We start from the raw sequence: 16,179 nt of genomic DNA, 5'->3' as shown, positions 1-16,179 counted from the left end.
TGCCTTGCTCATATAAGGCATCGCAGGTTGTGCCGTGAGCCCCGCCGCGACACCGCGGCGGGAAACCGCCTCAGTAGTCGCGCTCGAAGAAAATCCCCAAGCTGGTCTCGCCATCGCTGGTCACGCTGCCCTGTGCCTTGATGTCGTCGGTGACGTCGAGGTTGAGGTTGATCGAGGTCTGGTCGGTGCCCACGGTGACGTCGGTATAGACGTTCTCGGAGAGGTATTTTCCCGCGCGCACGGCAGGGTTGCCGGTCTCGTCGGTGGTGATGTCGAGATCATCGAGCCCGGTATCGGCGCGGAAATCATCGATCAGCCCACCGCCGCCGGTGCCCGCCAGCGTGCCCACCGCTGCGGCGAGCTGCACCGCCTGAAGCGGTGTGATCGACGACAGGTCGCGCCCGAAGATGAGCTGCGACAGCACCTCGTCCTGCGGCAGATCCGGGGTCGATTCGAAGCGCACCTCGGGCTCACTGGCCGGACCCTCGACGATGATCCGCACCTGGGTGCCGGTCGCCGTCTCGGTGGTGGCCACGAGGCGGATGAAGGGGCTGAAGTCGCCCTGCAGATAGGCGCCGCCCTCGTCGAGCTCGAACCGCTGTTGCAGGATGTCGAGACGGCCCCGGATCAGCTCGAACTGACCGATCGGGATCACTTGGTTGGTGCTGCCGCCGATCTCCAACTCACCGCCCAGTTCGGCGTCGAGGCCGCGCCCGCGGATGAAGATGCGCGAGGGCGCGCGGATCGTCACGGCGAGCCCGTAGCCGGGGCCCGTCGGGCCATCCGCCGCCTCGGTCGCCTCGCCGATGTCGATGCCGGCAATGGTCAGCCCGGCGCGATTCAGCGTCTGGCGCACCGCTTCGGGGGCGTTGACATGCCGCACCTCCGGCAGACTGCCCAAGGCGCCGATGCCGGACGACGGCACCTGGATCTCGGTCGGCCCGAGCTGCACGAGACCCGCGATCCGGGCCCCGCCCGTGAGCGGGCCGGTGACCGTCAGGCGACCATCGGCGGTGGTCTCGTAAAGCTCGGGGTCGCGCAGATCGAGCCCGTCGAGGGTGATGACGAGGTTTGCGTCATAGCCCCCGGTGAGCGCGACCGGCCCGGTAACGCCTATACGCCCGCCATTTTCGAGCGCCGCCGACAGCGCGACATCGGCGCGGTCGCCCGACAGCTGCACCGTGGTGTCGATGTCCTGCACGGTGAGGCCTACCGTTGGCACCGCCAATTCGGCGTCGGCGGTCGAGATCGTGCCCCGCACCGAGGAGAGTGCAGGCGGGCCATTGACCGACAGATCGAAGCGCGCGGTGCCGTCGAGGCGGCGCGGTTCGATCAGGTCGTTGACGAGACCAAGCTGCGCCTGACCGGTCACGTCGAGATCGAGCGTGCCGTTTTGCAGGTAGCGGCCCGAGACATCGGCGGTGGTGCCGCCGGGGCCGGTGGCCGTCACGTCGAGATCGAGATCGCCCGAGGCATTGCGCGCGGCGGTGCCGGACGCCGTGACGGGGCCCGTGAAATCCGGGGTGAACAGGCCGATGTCGTTGAGCCGCGCCTCGAAGGTGGCGCTCTGGTTGGCGCCTGATCCGGTGGCGTCGGCCTGCACCGCGAAGGCCGGGAAGCGCACATCGAGATCGCGCACCGTGATTTCACCCGGCGCGCTGCGGCTGAGCCGAGCGTCGATCGAGCCGGTGCCCGCGAGCAGGCGCGAGGCGGCTTCGACGCCGATGTCGAGGTTGGCCACCTGACCGTCGACCGTCACGTCGAAGCGCGACAGGTCGGGCATCACCGTGCCCGCGGCGTCGAGGTCGACGCTACCGCCCAAGGGTCGGCCCGCAAGCTGCGAGAAGGGGGCGAGCGAGGCCACGTCGGCCGAGACGCGCGCGGTGATCTCACGGCCCTGCGCTTCGGGCGCGACGCGCCCCGTGGCGGCAAGGTTCGTGCCCTGCGCGCGGCCCGTCACTTCGAAGTCGATGCCGCCCGAGGCGTCGCCAGAGGCCCGCGCCGAGACGGTGGCGGGGCCGGAGAGGCCCGGCGCGAAGGGCGCGATCTGCGCCAGTTCGATGTCGAAATCCCCGGTGGGCAGGCCGTTCGTCACGGTGGCCTCGCCCATGGCGCGGATCTGCGGGTTCACCAGCGTGAAGCGGGGCAGGGCGAAGTCCTGCGGCCCGGTACGGATCGCCCGGGCATCGAGCACGGTCTCGCCCGCGAGCAGCGGGTCGAGCTGTGCGATGCCGGTGGTCACGTCCGATGCAGTGCCGTCGAGCGTGACGTCGAACCGCGACAGATCGGCGCTTGCCGTGCCATTCGCGGTGAGGTCCACCGCGCCCGACAACGGGCGGCCCGCCAGCGTGCCGATGGGCGCGAGGTCGTCGATGTCGATGTCGAGGTCAAAATCGCCCGAACCATCGGCGATGGTGGCCGAGCCCGCGACGTTGAACCCTTCGGAGGCGATCTCCAGGTTCTCGACCAGCAGATCCTGAGGTCCGGTGCGCACCGCATGGCCCGAAAGCGTGAGTTCGCCGCCGAACAGCGCGTCGGCCTCGGCCGTGCCGGTGGCAAGGTTCGTGGCGCGCCCGTCGAGGGTGACGTCAAAGTTCGAGGCGTCGAGCGCCGCCGTGCCATTGGCCGACAGCCGCGCTTCGCCCGCGAGCGGCCGGTCGACCGCCTCGCCCACGGCGGCGAGATCGCGCGCGTCGAGGTCGAGATCGAAGCTCGCCTGCCCGTCGATCACCTCGGCTCGGCCGGTGGCGGCGACGGCGGGCCCGTCGAGCTTGAGGTCTTCGACCGAGAAGCTCTGCGGTCCGGTGCGGGTGGCGTGACCCGACAGTGTGACGCGGCCCTCGAGCAGGGGGTCGGCCTGCGCGATGCCGGTGACGAGGTCCGTGGTCACGGCATCGAGCGTCACGTCGGCGCCGGAGCCGTCGGTCTCGGCGGTGCCCGAGGCGTAGAGCTGTGCCGCGCCCGAGATCGGGCGATCAAGCGCCGCGCCCAGCGGCGAGAGGTCCGAAGCGTCGGCCTCGATGTCGAAGGTGGCGGTGGTTCCGTCGAGCGAGGCGTCGCCTGATGCGCGCACCCAAGGAGCCGAGAGCACCAGATCCTCTACCGAAAAGGCTGTCTCGCCGCTGCGCACCGCGTGGCCCGCGATCTCGACCCGGCCCGCGAGCAGCGGGTCGACCTGTGCGATGCCGGTGGTGACATCGGTGGCGGTGGCGTCGAGCGTGATGTCGGCCTCTGTCAGGTCGGTCTTCATCGTGCCCGAGGCCGCAAGCTCGACCGCGCCCGAGAGCGGCATGTCGACCGCCTCGCCCACCGGGGCGAGATCGGTGGCGCGGGCGGTGATGTCGAACAGCGCGCGATCGCCATTGAGTTCGGCCTGGCCTGTGGCGGCGAGGGTCTGCGAGGTCAGATCGAGGTTTTCGACGCGGAAGCTTTCGGGGCCGGAGCGCACGGCGCGGCCCGACAGCGCCACCTGACCGCGCAGCAAAGGATCGGCCTGCGGCACGCCGGTGACGAGGTCGATGGTGTCGGCATCGATGAGCATGTCGAAGGTCGAGGCATCTGCGGCGAGCGTGCCATTGGCCTTGAAGGCGGCGGCACCCGAAAGGTCGCGCCCCGCGATGGTCGAGAAGGGGGCCACGTCGCGCAGATCGGCCGTCACGTCGAGCGTGACCTGCCCGCCGTCCTCTTCGGAGGCCTGCCTGGCGTCGATCTCGGCGCGACCGTTGGGCAGGGTGGCCACGACATCGGCGGTGGTCACACCCGCCGCGTCGCGCATGGCGGTGCCCTTGAGGCTGGCGGGGCCGGTGACGCCGTCGAGCGCGAGGCCCGCGTTGGTGACCTCGACGTCGAAGGTGGCCGAGCTTGCGCCCGAGGTGATGTCGGCCTGCGCCGTCGCGGTCATCTCGGGCGTGGCGATGCGCAGGTTCTCGACGCGGGTGCCGGTCTCATCGCGCGCCGCGGCAAGAGCGATATCGCCGCTACCGGCGATGTAGGGATCGAGCGGCTCGATCCCGAGCGCCAGATCCTGCGTCGTGCCCGACAGGGTCAGATCGAAGATGCCGTCGAGCGGACGGATGGTGCTTTCGATGTCGAGATCGGCGGCCCCCGCGATGTCGAGCCCGGTGAGGCCCGAGAACCGCTCGAGCCGGTCGGCGGCCAGTTGCAGGGTCGAGGTGGTCTCGAAGCCGTTCTCCGACCCCGCGACCGTACCCTTGGCATCGAGCGCGATGCCGGGGCCGTCGAGGGTGATGCGGTCGATGGTGACCGGGCCGGTGCCGTCGCGCTCCAGCACGATTTCGCCCGCGATCTGCTCGCCCAGCGCCTCGGCGAGGTTCTCGTCGTCGAACTGCAGCCCGCGCGCGGTGTAGTTCACGTCGGCGGTGAACAGGCTCGGCGCGGCGTCGGTCTTCTCGACGATGACGCCACCGCCCTGCACGGTGAACTGCGGGATGGTCAGGCCGGGGCGGGCGAACTCCTGCGCGGTGAGGTCGATCACCCATTGATCGCCGGTGCTGGCGTCGAACTGCAGCGCGAGGTTGGCGCGTTGCAGGAGTGTCTCGCCGCCCGGAACGGGCAGGGTGACGGCGCTGCCGTCGGCATTGGCGATCTCGCCCGAGAGGTCGAATCGCTCGGGCCAGCCGTCGGCGCCGATGCGGGCCGAGCCTTCGAGGCTGAGCGCGCGGGCGTCGATGTCGAGCGCGGTGAGCGCCAGCGCGCCGTCGGCGTCGCGCGATCCGGTGACCGCGAGCGAGACGTCGGGGCCGAAGAAGTCGCTGTAATCGGGCGCGATGAGCGGCGTCACGTCGCCATCGATATCGAGCGAGAAGGCAAGCGGCGCGGTGCCGCCTTCGGGGGCCTCTTCGCGGTCGAGCGCGAAGCTGCCTGCGATGCGGCGCTGGTTGTTGGTGTCGAGCGTGATGGCGGCGTCGAAGTTGTCGATCGGGCCGGTGCCCTCGACGTTCAGCGCGACCGAGGGGCGGCCGGGCAGGCCGAGAATGCGCGCGATGAGGCCGTTCTCGGCTTCATCCAACGCGAGGGTCAGGTCGAGCAGGCGGCTGTCGTTGGCATAGCTTCCCGAAATTTCGAACCGGCCGGTACGATCGCCCAGCCGCTCGGCCAGAAGCTGCGCCTCGCCCTCGCCCTCGGCCAACCGCGCCGAGCCCTGCAGCGTCAGCGCGACCTCCTCGTCGAGGAAGGCCTCGCCAAGCACCAGCCGGTCGATGGCCAGCTCGTCGAGACGGATCGAGACGGGAAGCTCGGGCAGCGAGAAGGGGCTGGCCTCGGCGGCGGGGGCCTCGGGGTCGGCCATCGGCGGGCGGGTGAGCTCGATCAACTCGGCCGAAAGCTCCTCGACCTCCAGCCTGCCGCGCAAGAGCGCCGAGCGGTTCCAGTCGAGCACGAGGTTCTCGGCCCTGAGCCAGACACCCTCTTCGTCGGCGATGGTCATGACGTCGATGCTCGCGGTGGAGCTGAGCGCGCCTTGGAACCCGGTGATGATGACCTCGCGGCCCGCGCCCGAGAGGTTGTCCTCGATCAGCCCGGTGAGAAAGCCCCGGTCCCGCTCGGCCTGCTCTTGGGCAGGCAGCATGGTGGGCGCGATGGTGGCGATGGAGATGGCGGCGGCGCGGGAGAGCTGCTTCAAAACGACTGTCCTATTCCGATGTAGATCTGGACGCTTTCATAGGCGCCGGAGCCGGTGACGGGGGTAGCGACATCGAGCCGGACCGGGCCGATCGGGGTGGTGTAGCGCAGGCCCGCGCCGGCGCCGGCCTGATAATCGCCGGAGCCGTCGGGGATGCCGTCGGCCTCGACATAGCCGATGTCGTAAAAACCCACGGCGCCGATCTTTTCGGTGACGCCGACGCGCGCCTCGAGCTGGGCGCCGGCAAAGCTCTTGCCGCCGGAGCGGACCTCGATCGGCCCGTCGCCGAAATCGCGCGTGTAGGTCACGCCGAGCGATTGGTAGTCATGCCCGCGCACCGTGCCGCCGCCGCCCGAGTAGAACAGGAAATCGGCGGGCGTCTCGGCGAGGCTCGAACCCAGCACCGAGCCGATCTGGCCCCGCAGCGCCAGCGTCAGGCGCTCGGTCTCGCCAAAGCTGCGATAGGCGCGGCTGTCGACGTAAAGCCGCAGCCCGTCGTCGGAGCCGGTCACGCCGAGAAAGGGCGTCACCTCGGCGTCGATGAAATAGCCGTTCTTGGCATCGAGCGAGACGTCGCGGCGATCGAGCGTAGCATCGAGCGGCAGCGTCAGCAGCGTGTAGTCGCGCACCCGCGCGTCGGTCTCTTCGCGCGCGGTCAGAATGCCGATGGCGGCGGAATGGCTCAGGGTTTCGTTGACATAGCGCGACAGGCCCACCTCGGCGCTGAACTGGTCGAGCACGTAGTCGATCTCGTTCTCGTGCTTCAGCTCGGCCTCGGCAAAGAGATCGGTATCGGCGCGGAAGGTAGCGGGGCGGTTGAAGCTGGTGCCGAGCCGGTAGTCGGCCCCGCCCGAGCCGGTGACGCCGGGCACCTCGCCCTCGATGCCCGAGATCTCGCCCTCGACGCGCAGCCGTTCGGCCCCGCCGAGCAGGTTACGATGCATCCAGAAGGCCGAGAGGCCAAGCCCCTCCACGGTCGAGACCTCAGCCCCAAATCCGATGCGGCGGGGCTTGGATTCGGTGACCGTCAGCTCGAAGGGCAGGGTGTCGTCGGGGCCGATCTCTTCGCTCTCGATGAAGGCCACGGCGTCGAAGGCGCCGGTGCGGCGCAGACGGGTGGCGGCAAAGTCGAGGTCCTCGGGGTCGTAGATGCGCCCCACCGGCAGGTCGGCGATGGCGCGGATGCGTTCCTCGCGCACCTTCTCGTTGCCGGTGACGGTGAGCGCGCCGAACCGCAGCCTCGGGCCGGGGGCCAGGGTGACCGAGGCGTCGAGACGCTCGGTGGCGTGATCGGCCACGATCTCCTGACCCGCGACCTCGGCCTTGGCAAAGCCCACGTCCCGCCAGGCCTCGACGCCCGCGCGTGCGGCGCCGCGCACCGATTCGGCGCGCGCGGTCTCGCCTGTGGCAAAGCCCTCGGGCAGTTCGGTGTCGGGAGCGAGCGGCGCGATCTCGGCGCGGCCGAAGGTAAAGCGCGGGCCTTGGCTCACCCGGATCGCGATGTCGTCGATGCGCGCGGGCGCGTCGAGCGGTGCCAAGGTCGCGGCCTCGCGCCCGTTGACGAGGATCGAGATGGTGCCGCCGTAGTAGCCTTCGGAGTAGAGCCCGGTCAGCAGGCGGCGATAATCGGCGCGAGCGGCGGCCACATAGTCTTGCGGCGTCGGGGCTTCGTCATCCTTGAGTGCCACGAGCAGGGAGGAGTTCTCCAGCACGCTTTCGAGGTTGTCGTCGGCGACGTCGATCTCGAAACGGACGTCCTGACCGAAGGCGGCAGAGGTCGACAGGGCAAGGACCGACAGGCCGGTCAGCACGGCAATATGGCGCAACTTCGATGTCCTCCCAGCGAACCGCTCTTTATTCATGGCGCGGTCTGGGCCGGGCCTTGGCCCTATTGCTATCCTATCGAGACAGGGAGGCAACAGCCTGTTCCCGCCCCATGATCAATTGTGATCGAAGGGATCGGGCGTATATCCCACACCGGCAAGATAGAGCCCGTGCGGCGGACAGACCGGCCCACAGGCGGCGCGATCCCGGGCTTTGAGCGCCGCGGTCACATCGTCGGGCGTCCAGGCCCCGGCACCGACGCGTTCCAGCGTGCCGACGAAGCTGCGGACCTGGTTGTGCAGGAAGGCGCGGGCTTTCACGTGAAACCGGATCTCGGGGCCGGAGGGGCCTTCGATCTGCTCCACGTCGAGCCGATCCAGCGTGCGCAGCGGCGATTTCGCCTGACAGATCGAGGAGCGGAAGGTGGTGAAGTCGTGCCGTCCGACGAGCCGGTCGGCCCCTCGCTGCATCGCGCCCAAATCGAGCGCGTGAGGCACCTGCCAAGCGAGGCCCTTGTCATGCGTCAGCGGCGCGCGGCGCATCACGAGGCGAAACAGGTATTGCCGCCACGTGGCCGAAAACCGCGCGTGGAAGTTCTCCGATACCAAGGCGCAGGCGGTGATCGCGACCGGCTCGGGCTTGAGATGGAAGTTCAGCGCCTCCGAAAGGCGGAACGGCTCCCAATCCTTGGTCATGTCGCAATGCGCGACCTGTCCCAGCCCATGCACCCCCGCATCGGTGCGACCGGCGGCGGCGATGGTGTGCTCGCGCTTCTCCAGCCGCCCGAGCGCCGCTTCGATGGCACCCTGTACCGACGGATGTTCGGACTGGCGCTGCCAGCCGGAGAACGGCGCGCCGTGGTATTCGATCTTGAGAGCATAGCGGGGCATGGCGGTCGGGTAGCTTCGGGCGCGCGGCTTGGCAAGCGCGTGTGACGGCAACGCGGTGTCGCGAATGCGCAATTCCGGCGCGGGCCTCGGGCGCGCCCCTGTGCATTCCGGCTGCGCGTGCCTATCTTGCCGGGCGGAGACGGGCAGGGAGCGGCACATTGGTCATCGGGGCGATCACGGACAGCTTGACGCGCGGCGTCGAGGGGATGGCGGACCGTCTGGTGACGCCGTTTTCGGACCCGGTGATCCGGTTGGGCGTCACGGGGCTGTCGCGCGCGGGAAAGACGGTGTTCATCACCTCGCTGGTGGCGAATCTGATGGACCGGGGGCGGATGCCGCAACTCGCCTCCGCCCCGCGCATCCTTGGCGCGGTGCTCAAGCCACAGCCCGACGACACGGTGGCGCGGTTCGACTACGAGGGGCATCTGGCGCATCTGCTGGCGCCCGAGCCGGAATGGCCCGAGGGCACGCGCCGGGTGAGCGAGCTGCGCCTGTCGCTGCGGGTGCAGCAGGGCGGGCTGCTCGCCGGCGTGCAAGGCCCGCGCACCGTGCATCTCGACATCGTGGATTACCCCGGCGAATGGCTGCTCGACCTCGGGCTTCTGGAAAAGGACTATGCCACCTGGGCACGCGAGGCGCTGGCGCGGGCCGAGCGGCGCGCGGTGGCGATGCCGCAGGCGGCGGCCTTCGTCGAAGCGGTGGGGGCGGTGGAGCCGGGCGCGCCCTACGACGAGCCGCGCGCCAAGGCGCTGGCGCGGACCTTCACCGATTACCTCAACGCGGCGCGCGAGGCGGGATATTCCGACTGCACGCCGGGGCGGTTCCTGCTGCCGGGCGATCTCGAGGGCTCACCGGTGCTGACCTTCGCACCGCTGCCGGGCGAGCCGGGGTCGAAGGGGAGCCTGAGGCGCGAGGTGGAGCGGCGCTTTGAAGCCTACAAGCGCGAGGTGGTGAAGCCGTTCTTTCGCGATCACTTTTCGCGGATCGACCGGCAGGTGGTGCTGGTCGACGTGCTCTCGGCGATCCATGCCGGGCCGCAGGCGGTCGAGGATCTGCGGGCTGCGATGGCCGATATCCTGCGCGCCTTTCGCCCCGGCCGGAACGCGTTTCTGAGCCGTATCCTTCAAGGACGTCGCATCGACCGGATTCTCTTTGCCGCGACCAAGGCGGACCATTTGCACCACACCGAGCACGCCAAGCTGGCCGCGATCACCGAGGCCCTGTTGCGCGATGCGCGCGACCGCGCCGATTTTGCCGGGGCCAAGACCCAAGGCATGGCGATCGCGGCGCTGCGCACCACGGTCGAGGACCGGGTGAGCCATGGCGGCGAGATGATCGACGTGGTGCGCGGCAAGCTTCTGGAGACGGGTCGGCAGGCGGCGCTGCACGCGGGCGCGCTTCCCGAAGACCCGTCGCATCTGCTGGCACCGGCGCGGGCGGGGGCCGAGAAATGGCTCGATGGGGATTATTCGATCATGAACTTCGCGCCCGCGCGGATGGTGCTGAAGCCTGGCGAGGGGCCGCCCCACATCCGGCTCGACCGGGCGGCGGAGTTCCTCTTGGGCGACCGGCTGTGAGGAGGCAGGCATGAACGACGAGAAACGGCGCGGCCCGGTGGTGATCGACCTCGAAGAGGACGCGACGCCGGAGATGACGCCCGCCACCGCCCCCCCGGTGCCCGAGCCGGGCCTGCCGCAGGGGGCCGCGATGCAGCGCGTCGCCGTCATGGCGGCAAGGCCGCGATCAAAGCTGGCGCGCTGGTTCTTCGCGGCGCTGGGCACGCTGGTAAGCTTCATGCTGTCTGTGGCGGCGTGGAACTGGGTGACGGGTCTTCTGGCGGCGAGCCCGGTGCTCGGGATGATCGCGACCGTGTTGGTGGCGCTGGTGCTGGCGCTGCTTCTGGCGATCGCGGCCAAGGAGGCCTGGGCCTTTCGCCGTCTGGCGCGGCTCGATCACATTCAGAGGGATGCGGCGGCGGCGCTGGGCGCGCAGGATCTGGGCCTCGCCACATCGGTCTCGGCGCAGATGCTCTCGCTTTATGCGGGCCGCGACGAGTTGGCGCCGGGTCTGGCCAAGGTCAAGGCGCGCGAGGGCGAGGTGTTCGACGCCGACGGCGTGCTGGCTCTGGTCGAGCGCGAGTTGCTGGCGCCGCTCGATGCCATGGCCGCGCGCGAGGTCGAGATGGCGGCCCGGCAAGTGGCGACGGTGACGGCGGTGGTGCCGCTGGCGCTCGCGGATGTGACGGCGGCGCTGACCTCGAACCTGCGGATGATCCGGCGCGTGGCCGAGATCTATGGCGGACGGTCGGGCACCTTGGGCGCGTGGCGCCTGACCCGCTCGGTGCTGACGCATCTCGTGGCGACGGGGGCGGTGGCAGTGGGCGACGATCTGGTGGGATCGGTTGCGGGCGGCGGCGTGCTGTCGCGCGTGTCGCGCCGCTTTGGCGAGGGCGTGGTCAACGGCGCGCTGACGGCACGGGTCGGGGTCGCCGCGATCGAGGTCTGCCGCCCGCTGCCGTTCCGCGCGGTGGAGCGCCCCTCGGTCTCGGGTCTGGTGGCGCGGGCGCTGGCGGGGCTGTTCGGCGGGCGCGGCTAGATCAGCTTTGGGATTCCGCCGGGCAGCGTCTCGCGCTCGGTCACCCCGGCGCGCAGGGTGCGGCCGATGCGGTGGGCCAGCTCCGACCACGCGGCGGCGGTTTCGGGTGGCAGCTCCTCGCGCAGTGTCATGTCGAACAACGCCAGCCACGGTGCGAACATGCCGGGCCGCACGTCGCGCGCGTCGCGGTGCAGCTTGACCGGGCTGCCGCGATAGCCCGGCTTGCCGAGGATCGCGCTTTCCCAGAACGACACGATGCGCGCCTCATGCGCGGGCCAGTCGGTGACGTGGCGGGCAAAGACCGGGCCGAGACCGGGATGGGCGCGCACCCGTTCGTAGAACCGCGCCACGACGCGGGCGATCTCTTCGGGTGTGACGGTGATGCGTGGCTCTGGCATGGCGCGGCTCCTCTGATCCCCTCATACGCCCGAATGCCGCGCTGGGAAAACCGGGCCGCGCTTTACCCGCCCCGGGCCTGCGCCTATAAGCGGCCCCATGTTGGCTTTTCGTGTCCCGCTCATGCGAATTACCGGCCCGGCGCTCTGAGGATCAGGGCCGCCGGGACAAGGCGCATGAGCCGACGCCGCGCCGCCCCCTCACCAGACATTCCGACACGACCGGACTTCGACAGGACCGAACAGCGATGTGCGCCGATACGCCCGAGACCCAAGCCCCCGACTACAAAGACACCCTGAACCTGCCGCGTACGGAGTTTCCGATGCGCGCGGGCCTGCCCAAGCGCGAGCCCGAATGGCTCGATCGCTGGGCACAGATCGGGGTCTATGACCGCCTGCGCGAGCGCGCCGAGGGGCGAAAGCCCTTCACGCTGCACGATGGCCCCCCCTATGCCAACGGCAACCTGCATATCGGTCACGCGCTCAATAAGATCCTCAAGGACATGGTGGTCCGCTCCCAGCAGATGATGGGCCGCGACGCGCGCTACATCCCCGGCTGGGACTGTCACGGCCTGCCGATCGAGTGGAAGATCGAGGAGCAGTACCGCAACAAGGGCCGCGACAAGGACGAGGTCCCGGTGATCGACTTCCGGCAGGAATGCCGCAAGTTCGCCGAAGGCTGGGTCGACGTGCAGCGCGAAGAGTTCAAGCGCCTCGGGATCACCGGCAACTGGGCCGATCCCTATCTCACCATGAACTTCCACGCCGAGCGGGTGATCGCCGAGGAATTCCTGAAGTTCCTCGACACGGGCGTGCTCTATCAGGGCTCCAAGCCCGTGATGTGGTCGCCGGTCGAAAAGACGGCGCTGGCCGAGGCCGAGGTCGAATACCACGACAAGGAAAGCTTCACGATCTGGGTGCGCTTCCCGGTGCAGGGGTCCGACGATCCGCTGCTCGAGGGCACGGACGTGGTGATCTGGACCACCACGCCTTGGACCATCCCGTCCAACAAGGGCGTGGTTTATCACCCCGACATCTCCTACGGCGTCTACCGGATCACCGGCGCGCCCGAGGACAACTGGGTCAAGACCGGCGACAAGCTGCTGCTCGCGGACAAGCTGGCCGAGGGTTGCCTCGGCAAGGCGCGAGTCGACGGCTGGGAGCGGATCGGCGATGCGCCGTCGCTGAGCGGCCTGTCGGTCGCGCATCCCTTCGCGGGCATCGAGGGCGGCGAGGGCGAGTGGGACCAACCCCGCGACTTCCGGCCCGCGCCCTTCGTCACCGACGAGGACGGCACCGGCTTCGTGCATTGCGCGCCGAGCCACGGCATGGATGAGTTCGAGCTTTATCGCGATGCGGGCATGCTGGCCGAGGTCATCACCTACAACGTCGAGGAGGATGGCTCCTTCCGCGCCGATCTGCCGCTGTTCGGTGGCAAGATGATCCTCAAGCCCAATGGCAAGGAGGGCGACGCCAACGCCGCCGTCATCGACGCGCTGGCACAGTCGGGCAAGCTCTTTGCGCGTGGCAAGATCAAGCACTCCTACCCGCACAGCTGGCGCTCCAAGGCGCCGCTGATCTTCCGCAACACGCCGCAGTGGTTCGCCGCGATCGACCGCCCCGTGGGCGATGGCAAGGATCAGTACGGCAAGACGATCCGCGAGCGCGCGCTCACTTCGATCGACGAACTGGTGACGTGGACGCCCAAGACCGGGCGCAACCGGCTCTATGCGATGATCGAACAGCGCCCCGACTGGGTGTTGTCGCGTCAGCGCGCCTGGGGCGTGCCGCTGACCTGCTTCGTGAAGAAGGGGGCCAAGCCCACCGACGCCGATTTCCTGCTGCGCGACGATGCGGTCAACGCGCGTATCCTGGAGGCCTTCGAGGCCGAGGGCGCGGACGCGTGGTACATGGACGGGGCCAAGGAGCGGTTCCTGGGCAAGGCCGTGAACCCCGACGACTACGTGCAGGTCTTCGACATCCTCGACGTATGGTTCGATAGCGGCTCGACTCACGCCTTCGTGCTGCGCGATCGCGAGGACGGCTCCGAAGACGGTCTGGCCGACCTCTATCTCGAAGGCACCGACCAGCACCGCGGCTGGTTCCACTCCTCGATGCTGCAGGCCTGCGGCACGCGCGGGCGCGCGCCCTACCGAGGCGTGCTGACGCATGGCTTCACCCTCGACGAGAAGGGCATGAAGATGTCCAAGTCTCTGGGCAACACCGTCAGCCCCGCCGACGTGACAAAGCAATACGGCGCCGACATCCTGCGGCTTTGGGTGGCGCAGTCGGATTACACCGCCGATCTGCGCATCGGGCAGGAGATCCTCAAGGGCACGGCCGACGGCTACCGCCGCCTGCGCAACACCATGCGGTTCCTCTTGGGGTCGCTGGCGGACTTCACCGAAGCGGACCGGGTCGAGGCATCGGAAATGCCCGAGCTGGAGCGCTGGGTGCTGCACCGTCTGGCCGAACTCGATCAGACCGTGCGCGAGGGTTACGACGCCTATGATTTCCAGGGCGTGTTCCAGTCGGTCTTCACCTTCGCGACGGTGGAGCTCTCGGCCTTCTACTTCGACATCCGCAAGGACGCGCTCTACTGCGACGGCGACACCGCGCGCCGCCGTGCTTCGCGCACCGTTCTCGACCTGCTGTTCCACCGGCTGACGACATGGCTCGCGCCGATCCTCGTCTTCACGATGGAAGAGGTCTGGCTGGAACGGAACCCGGGCGACGATGCGTCGGTGCACCTGACCGACATTCCGCAGACGCCGCAGGAATGGCGCAACGAGGATCTCGCGGCCAAATGGACCGCGATCCGTCGGGTGCGGCGCGTGGTCACCGCCGCTCTCGAAGTGGCCCGGCGCGACAAGGTGATCGGCGCCTCGCTCGAAGCGGCCCCGGTGGTGCATGTCGACGACGAAGAGGCTCTGCAGGCGCTCAAGAGCGTGACCTTTGAGGATCTGTGCATCACTTCGGCGATCTATCTCACCGGTGATCCTGCCCCGTCCGAAGCGTTCCGTCTGCCCGAGGTCGAGGGCGTGGGCGTGGTGTTCGAGCGCGCCGACGGCGAGAAGTGCCAGCGCTGCTGGAAGATCCTGCCCGATGTCGGCACCCACAAGCATCCGGGCGTCTGCGCGCGCTGCGACGCGGCTCTGGCGTGACGCTCCCCCGGCGCCGCGCCTGCCGCGGCGTCGGATCCGAGTATTTGATGAGTAAAGTTGCAGGGCGCGCGCCTTGTGACTTTGCTCCGCGAATACTCATGCGCGGATGCCGCCCGCGATGAGCTTGCCGGTTTTTCTCGCAGTGATGCTCGCGGCCCTTCTGCACGCCAGCTGGAACGCGATGATCAAGCTCGGGGCCTCCAAGCTCGCGGGTATGGTGATTCTGACGCTGGTGCAGGGGGGCTTGGGCCTCGTGGTGGCGCTGACGCGGCCTTGGCCCGAAGCCGAGGTCTGGCCGTGGATCGCCGGATCGGCGCTGTGCCATGCGACCTACAACACCTTCCTCGCCATGGCCTACGACCACGGCGACCTGAGCCGCGTCTACCCGATCGCGCGCGGAGCGGCGCCGATGGCGGTGCTGGTGGCGAGCGGGCTGTTCTTGTCCGACGCGATCGAGCCGATGTCGGTCGTGGGCGTGCTGGTGCTGGGCCTCGGCATTCTCGGGATGGCGCGCGGCGCGCTGGGCTCCGGCGAGAGCCGACGACTCATCCCCTATGCGCTGGGGGCCGCGGCGGGGACCGCCGGCTATACGCTGGTCGATGGTCTGGGCGCGCGGGTCTCGGGCGATCCGGTGGCCTATGTCGGTTGGCTCTTCGTGGCCTCGACGGTCCTGTTCGTGCCTGTGGGATTCGCGATGCGAGGCCGGGGGCTCTTGCGCGTGTCGGCGCGGGTCTGGGGGCAGGGGGCCGTGGCCGCGCTTGCCTCCTACGGGGCCTATGGCATCGCGGTCTGGGCGATGACACTGGCCCCGATCGCGCTGGTGAGCGCGCTGCGCGAAACCTCGATCCTCTTCGCGGTACTGATCGGCTGGGCGGCCTTCGGCGACCGCATGGACCGGAGCAAGGCGATCTCGGCGGGGCTGATCGTCACCGGAGTGGTGCTGACCCGTCTCTAGGCGGGACGGTGCTCAGCCGTTCTTGCCGTGCACCACCTGTTGCGCGGCCCCTGCGCCGATCAGATAGACCGAGGTCACCACAAGGCCCCAATGCGCCCAGCTCGCCGGATCGAAATCGACCCAGGCCGCCCAACCGGCGAAGAAGGTCCAAGCCAGCGCCATTGGCAGCGACACGGCGCGCCAGCGCTTGGTGCGCACGGGGTGGATGAACTTCACCGGCAGGAACATGGTCACGGCGAGGATCACGACAAGCGCGAGGATGATCCAGAAATTGGGCGAAAGCGCGAAGAGCACGAGGATCAGCATGTTCCAGCAGCCCGGGAAGCCCTGAAACGAGTTGTCCTTGGTCTTCATGCGACTGTCGGCGAAATAGAGCGCGGAGGCGAAGGTGATCACGATGATCGCCATCCAGCCGGTCCAGCCCGGCAGCAGGCCTGATTCGAACAGCGCGAAGGCAGGCACGAAAACATAGGTCAGATAGTCGATGATCAGGTCGAGCAGCACGCCGTCAAAGATCGGCGCGTTGCGCTTCACGTCGTATTTGCGCGCCAGCGGCCCGTCGATGCCGTCCACGGCAAAGGCAACGACCAGCCACAGGAACATCATGCTCCAGTCGTCCTGCACCGCCTCCAACATGGCGAGCATGGCGAAGACCGCGCCTGTGGCGGTAAAGAGATGGACCCCGAGGGCCTTGCGTGCGTCAGTCATGCCGTCC

At 69.0% G+C, this 16,179-nt stretch carries 9 protein-coding genes; 4 read left to right on the top strand and 5 right to left on the bottom strand.

The window, feature by feature from the left end; translation table 11 throughout:
• Positions 1–70 precede the first annotated feature (70 nt).
• The 3 genes from AADJ02_RS03640 to truA form a co-directional block, all read right to left on the bottom strand.
• On the bottom strand, positions 71–5,641 hold the full coding sequence (locus AADJ02_RS03640) for a translocation/assembly module TamB domain-containing protein (protein ID WP_341211626.1): 5,571 nt from the start codon (positions 5,639–5,641) through the stop codon (positions 71–73).
• Positions 5,638–7,467, bottom strand: coding sequence for an autotransporter assembly complex family protein (locus AADJ02_RS03635; RefSeq protein WP_341211625.1), 1,830 nt, complete (start codon positions 7,465–7,467; stop codon positions 5,638–5,640). The genes AADJ02_RS03640 and AADJ02_RS03635 overlap by 4 nt, the downstream gene beginning before the upstream one ends.
• A 114-nt stretch (positions 7,468–7,581) precedes the next feature.
• A complete protein-coding gene (gene truA / locus AADJ02_RS03630; protein WP_341211624.1) occupies positions 7,582–8,355 on the bottom strand; it encodes a tRNA pseudouridine(38-40) synthase TruA in 774 nt (257 codons plus the stop codon).
• A gap of 158 nt (positions 8,356–8,513) precedes the next feature.
• Between truA and AADJ02_RS03625 the strand changes: the two genes are divergently transcribed.
• Positions 8,514–9,932 (top strand): YcjX family protein, encoded by a 1,419-nt coding sequence (locus AADJ02_RS03625; RefSeq protein WP_341211623.1) that lies wholly within the window; start codon positions 8,514–8,516, stop codon positions 9,930–9,932.
• Between the two features lie 10 nt (positions 9,933–9,942).
• Complete coding sequence (locus AADJ02_RS03620; RefSeq protein ID WP_341211622.1) at positions 9,943–10,950, top strand: TIGR01620 family protein; 1,008 nt, start codon at positions 9,943–9,945, stop codon at positions 10,948–10,950.
• Here the strand turns inward: AADJ02_RS03620 and AADJ02_RS03615 are convergent.
• Positions 10,947–11,348 carry a group III truncated hemoglobin gene (locus AADJ02_RS03615; RefSeq protein ID WP_341211621.1) on the bottom strand — a complete coding sequence of 134 codons (402 nt, stop codon included), beginning with the start codon at positions 11,346–11,348 and terminating at the stop codon, positions 10,947–10,949. The genes AADJ02_RS03620 and AADJ02_RS03615 overlap by 4 nt on opposite strands.
• A 245-nt stretch (positions 11,349–11,593) precedes the next feature.
• On the opposite strand from AADJ02_RS03615, the gene ileS reads away from it, so the two are divergent.
• The gene (gene ileS / locus AADJ02_RS03610) at positions 11,594–14,509 is read left to right on the top strand and encodes an isoleucine--tRNA ligase (RefSeq protein ID WP_341211620.1); all 2,916 of its coding nucleotides are present in this window, start codon (positions 11,594–11,596) and stop codon (positions 14,507–14,509) included.
• 118 nt (positions 14,510–14,627) lie between these two features.
• Positions 14,628–15,464 (top strand): DMT family transporter, encoded by an 837-nt coding sequence (locus AADJ02_RS03605; protein ID WP_341211619.1) that lies wholly within the window; start codon positions 14,628–14,630, stop codon positions 15,462–15,464.
• A 12-nt stretch (positions 15,465–15,476) separates the two neighbouring features.
• On the opposite strand, the gene AADJ02_RS03600 is transcribed toward AADJ02_RS03605, so the two are convergent.
• A complete protein-coding gene (locus tag AADJ02_RS03600) occupies positions 15,477–16,172 on the bottom strand; it encodes a phosphatidylcholine synthase (RefSeq protein ID WP_341211618.1) in 696 nt (231 codons plus the stop codon).
• Positions 16,173–16,179 lie beyond the last annotated feature (7 nt).

The sequence above is a fragment of the uncultured Limimaricola sp. genome, from assembly GCF_964022235.1.
Lineage (GTDB): Bacteria > Pseudomonadota > Alphaproteobacteria > Rhodobacterales > Rhodobacteraceae > Limimaricola.
This window is presented reverse-complemented; position numbering and strand designations above follow the sequence as displayed.

Bases quoted from the DNA above. Each gene is read 5' to 3' on its own strand.
- AADJ02_RS03620 (WP_341211622.1), top strand. From the start codon at position 9,943: ATGAACGACGAGAAACGGCGCGGCCCGGTGGTGATCGACCTCGAAGAG.
- AADJ02_RS03605 (WP_341211619.1), top strand. From the start codon at position 14,628: ATGAGCTTGCCGGTTTTTCTCGCAGTGATGCTCGCGGCCCTTCTGCAC.
- truA (WP_341211624.1), bottom strand. From the start codon at position 8,355: ATGCCCCGCTATGCTCTCAAGATCGAATACCACGGCGCGCCGTTCTCC.
- AADJ02_RS03600 (WP_341211618.1), bottom strand. From the start codon at position 16,172: ATGACTGACGCACGCAAGGCCCTCGGGGTCCATCTCTTTACCGCCACA.
- AADJ02_RS03615 (WP_341211621.1), bottom strand. From the start codon at position 11,348: ATGCCAGAGCCACGCATCACCGTCACACCCGAAGAGATCGCCCGCGTC.
- ileS (WP_341211620.1), top strand. From the start codon at position 11,594: ATGTGCGCCGATACGCCCGAGACCCAAGCCCCCGACTACAAAGACACC.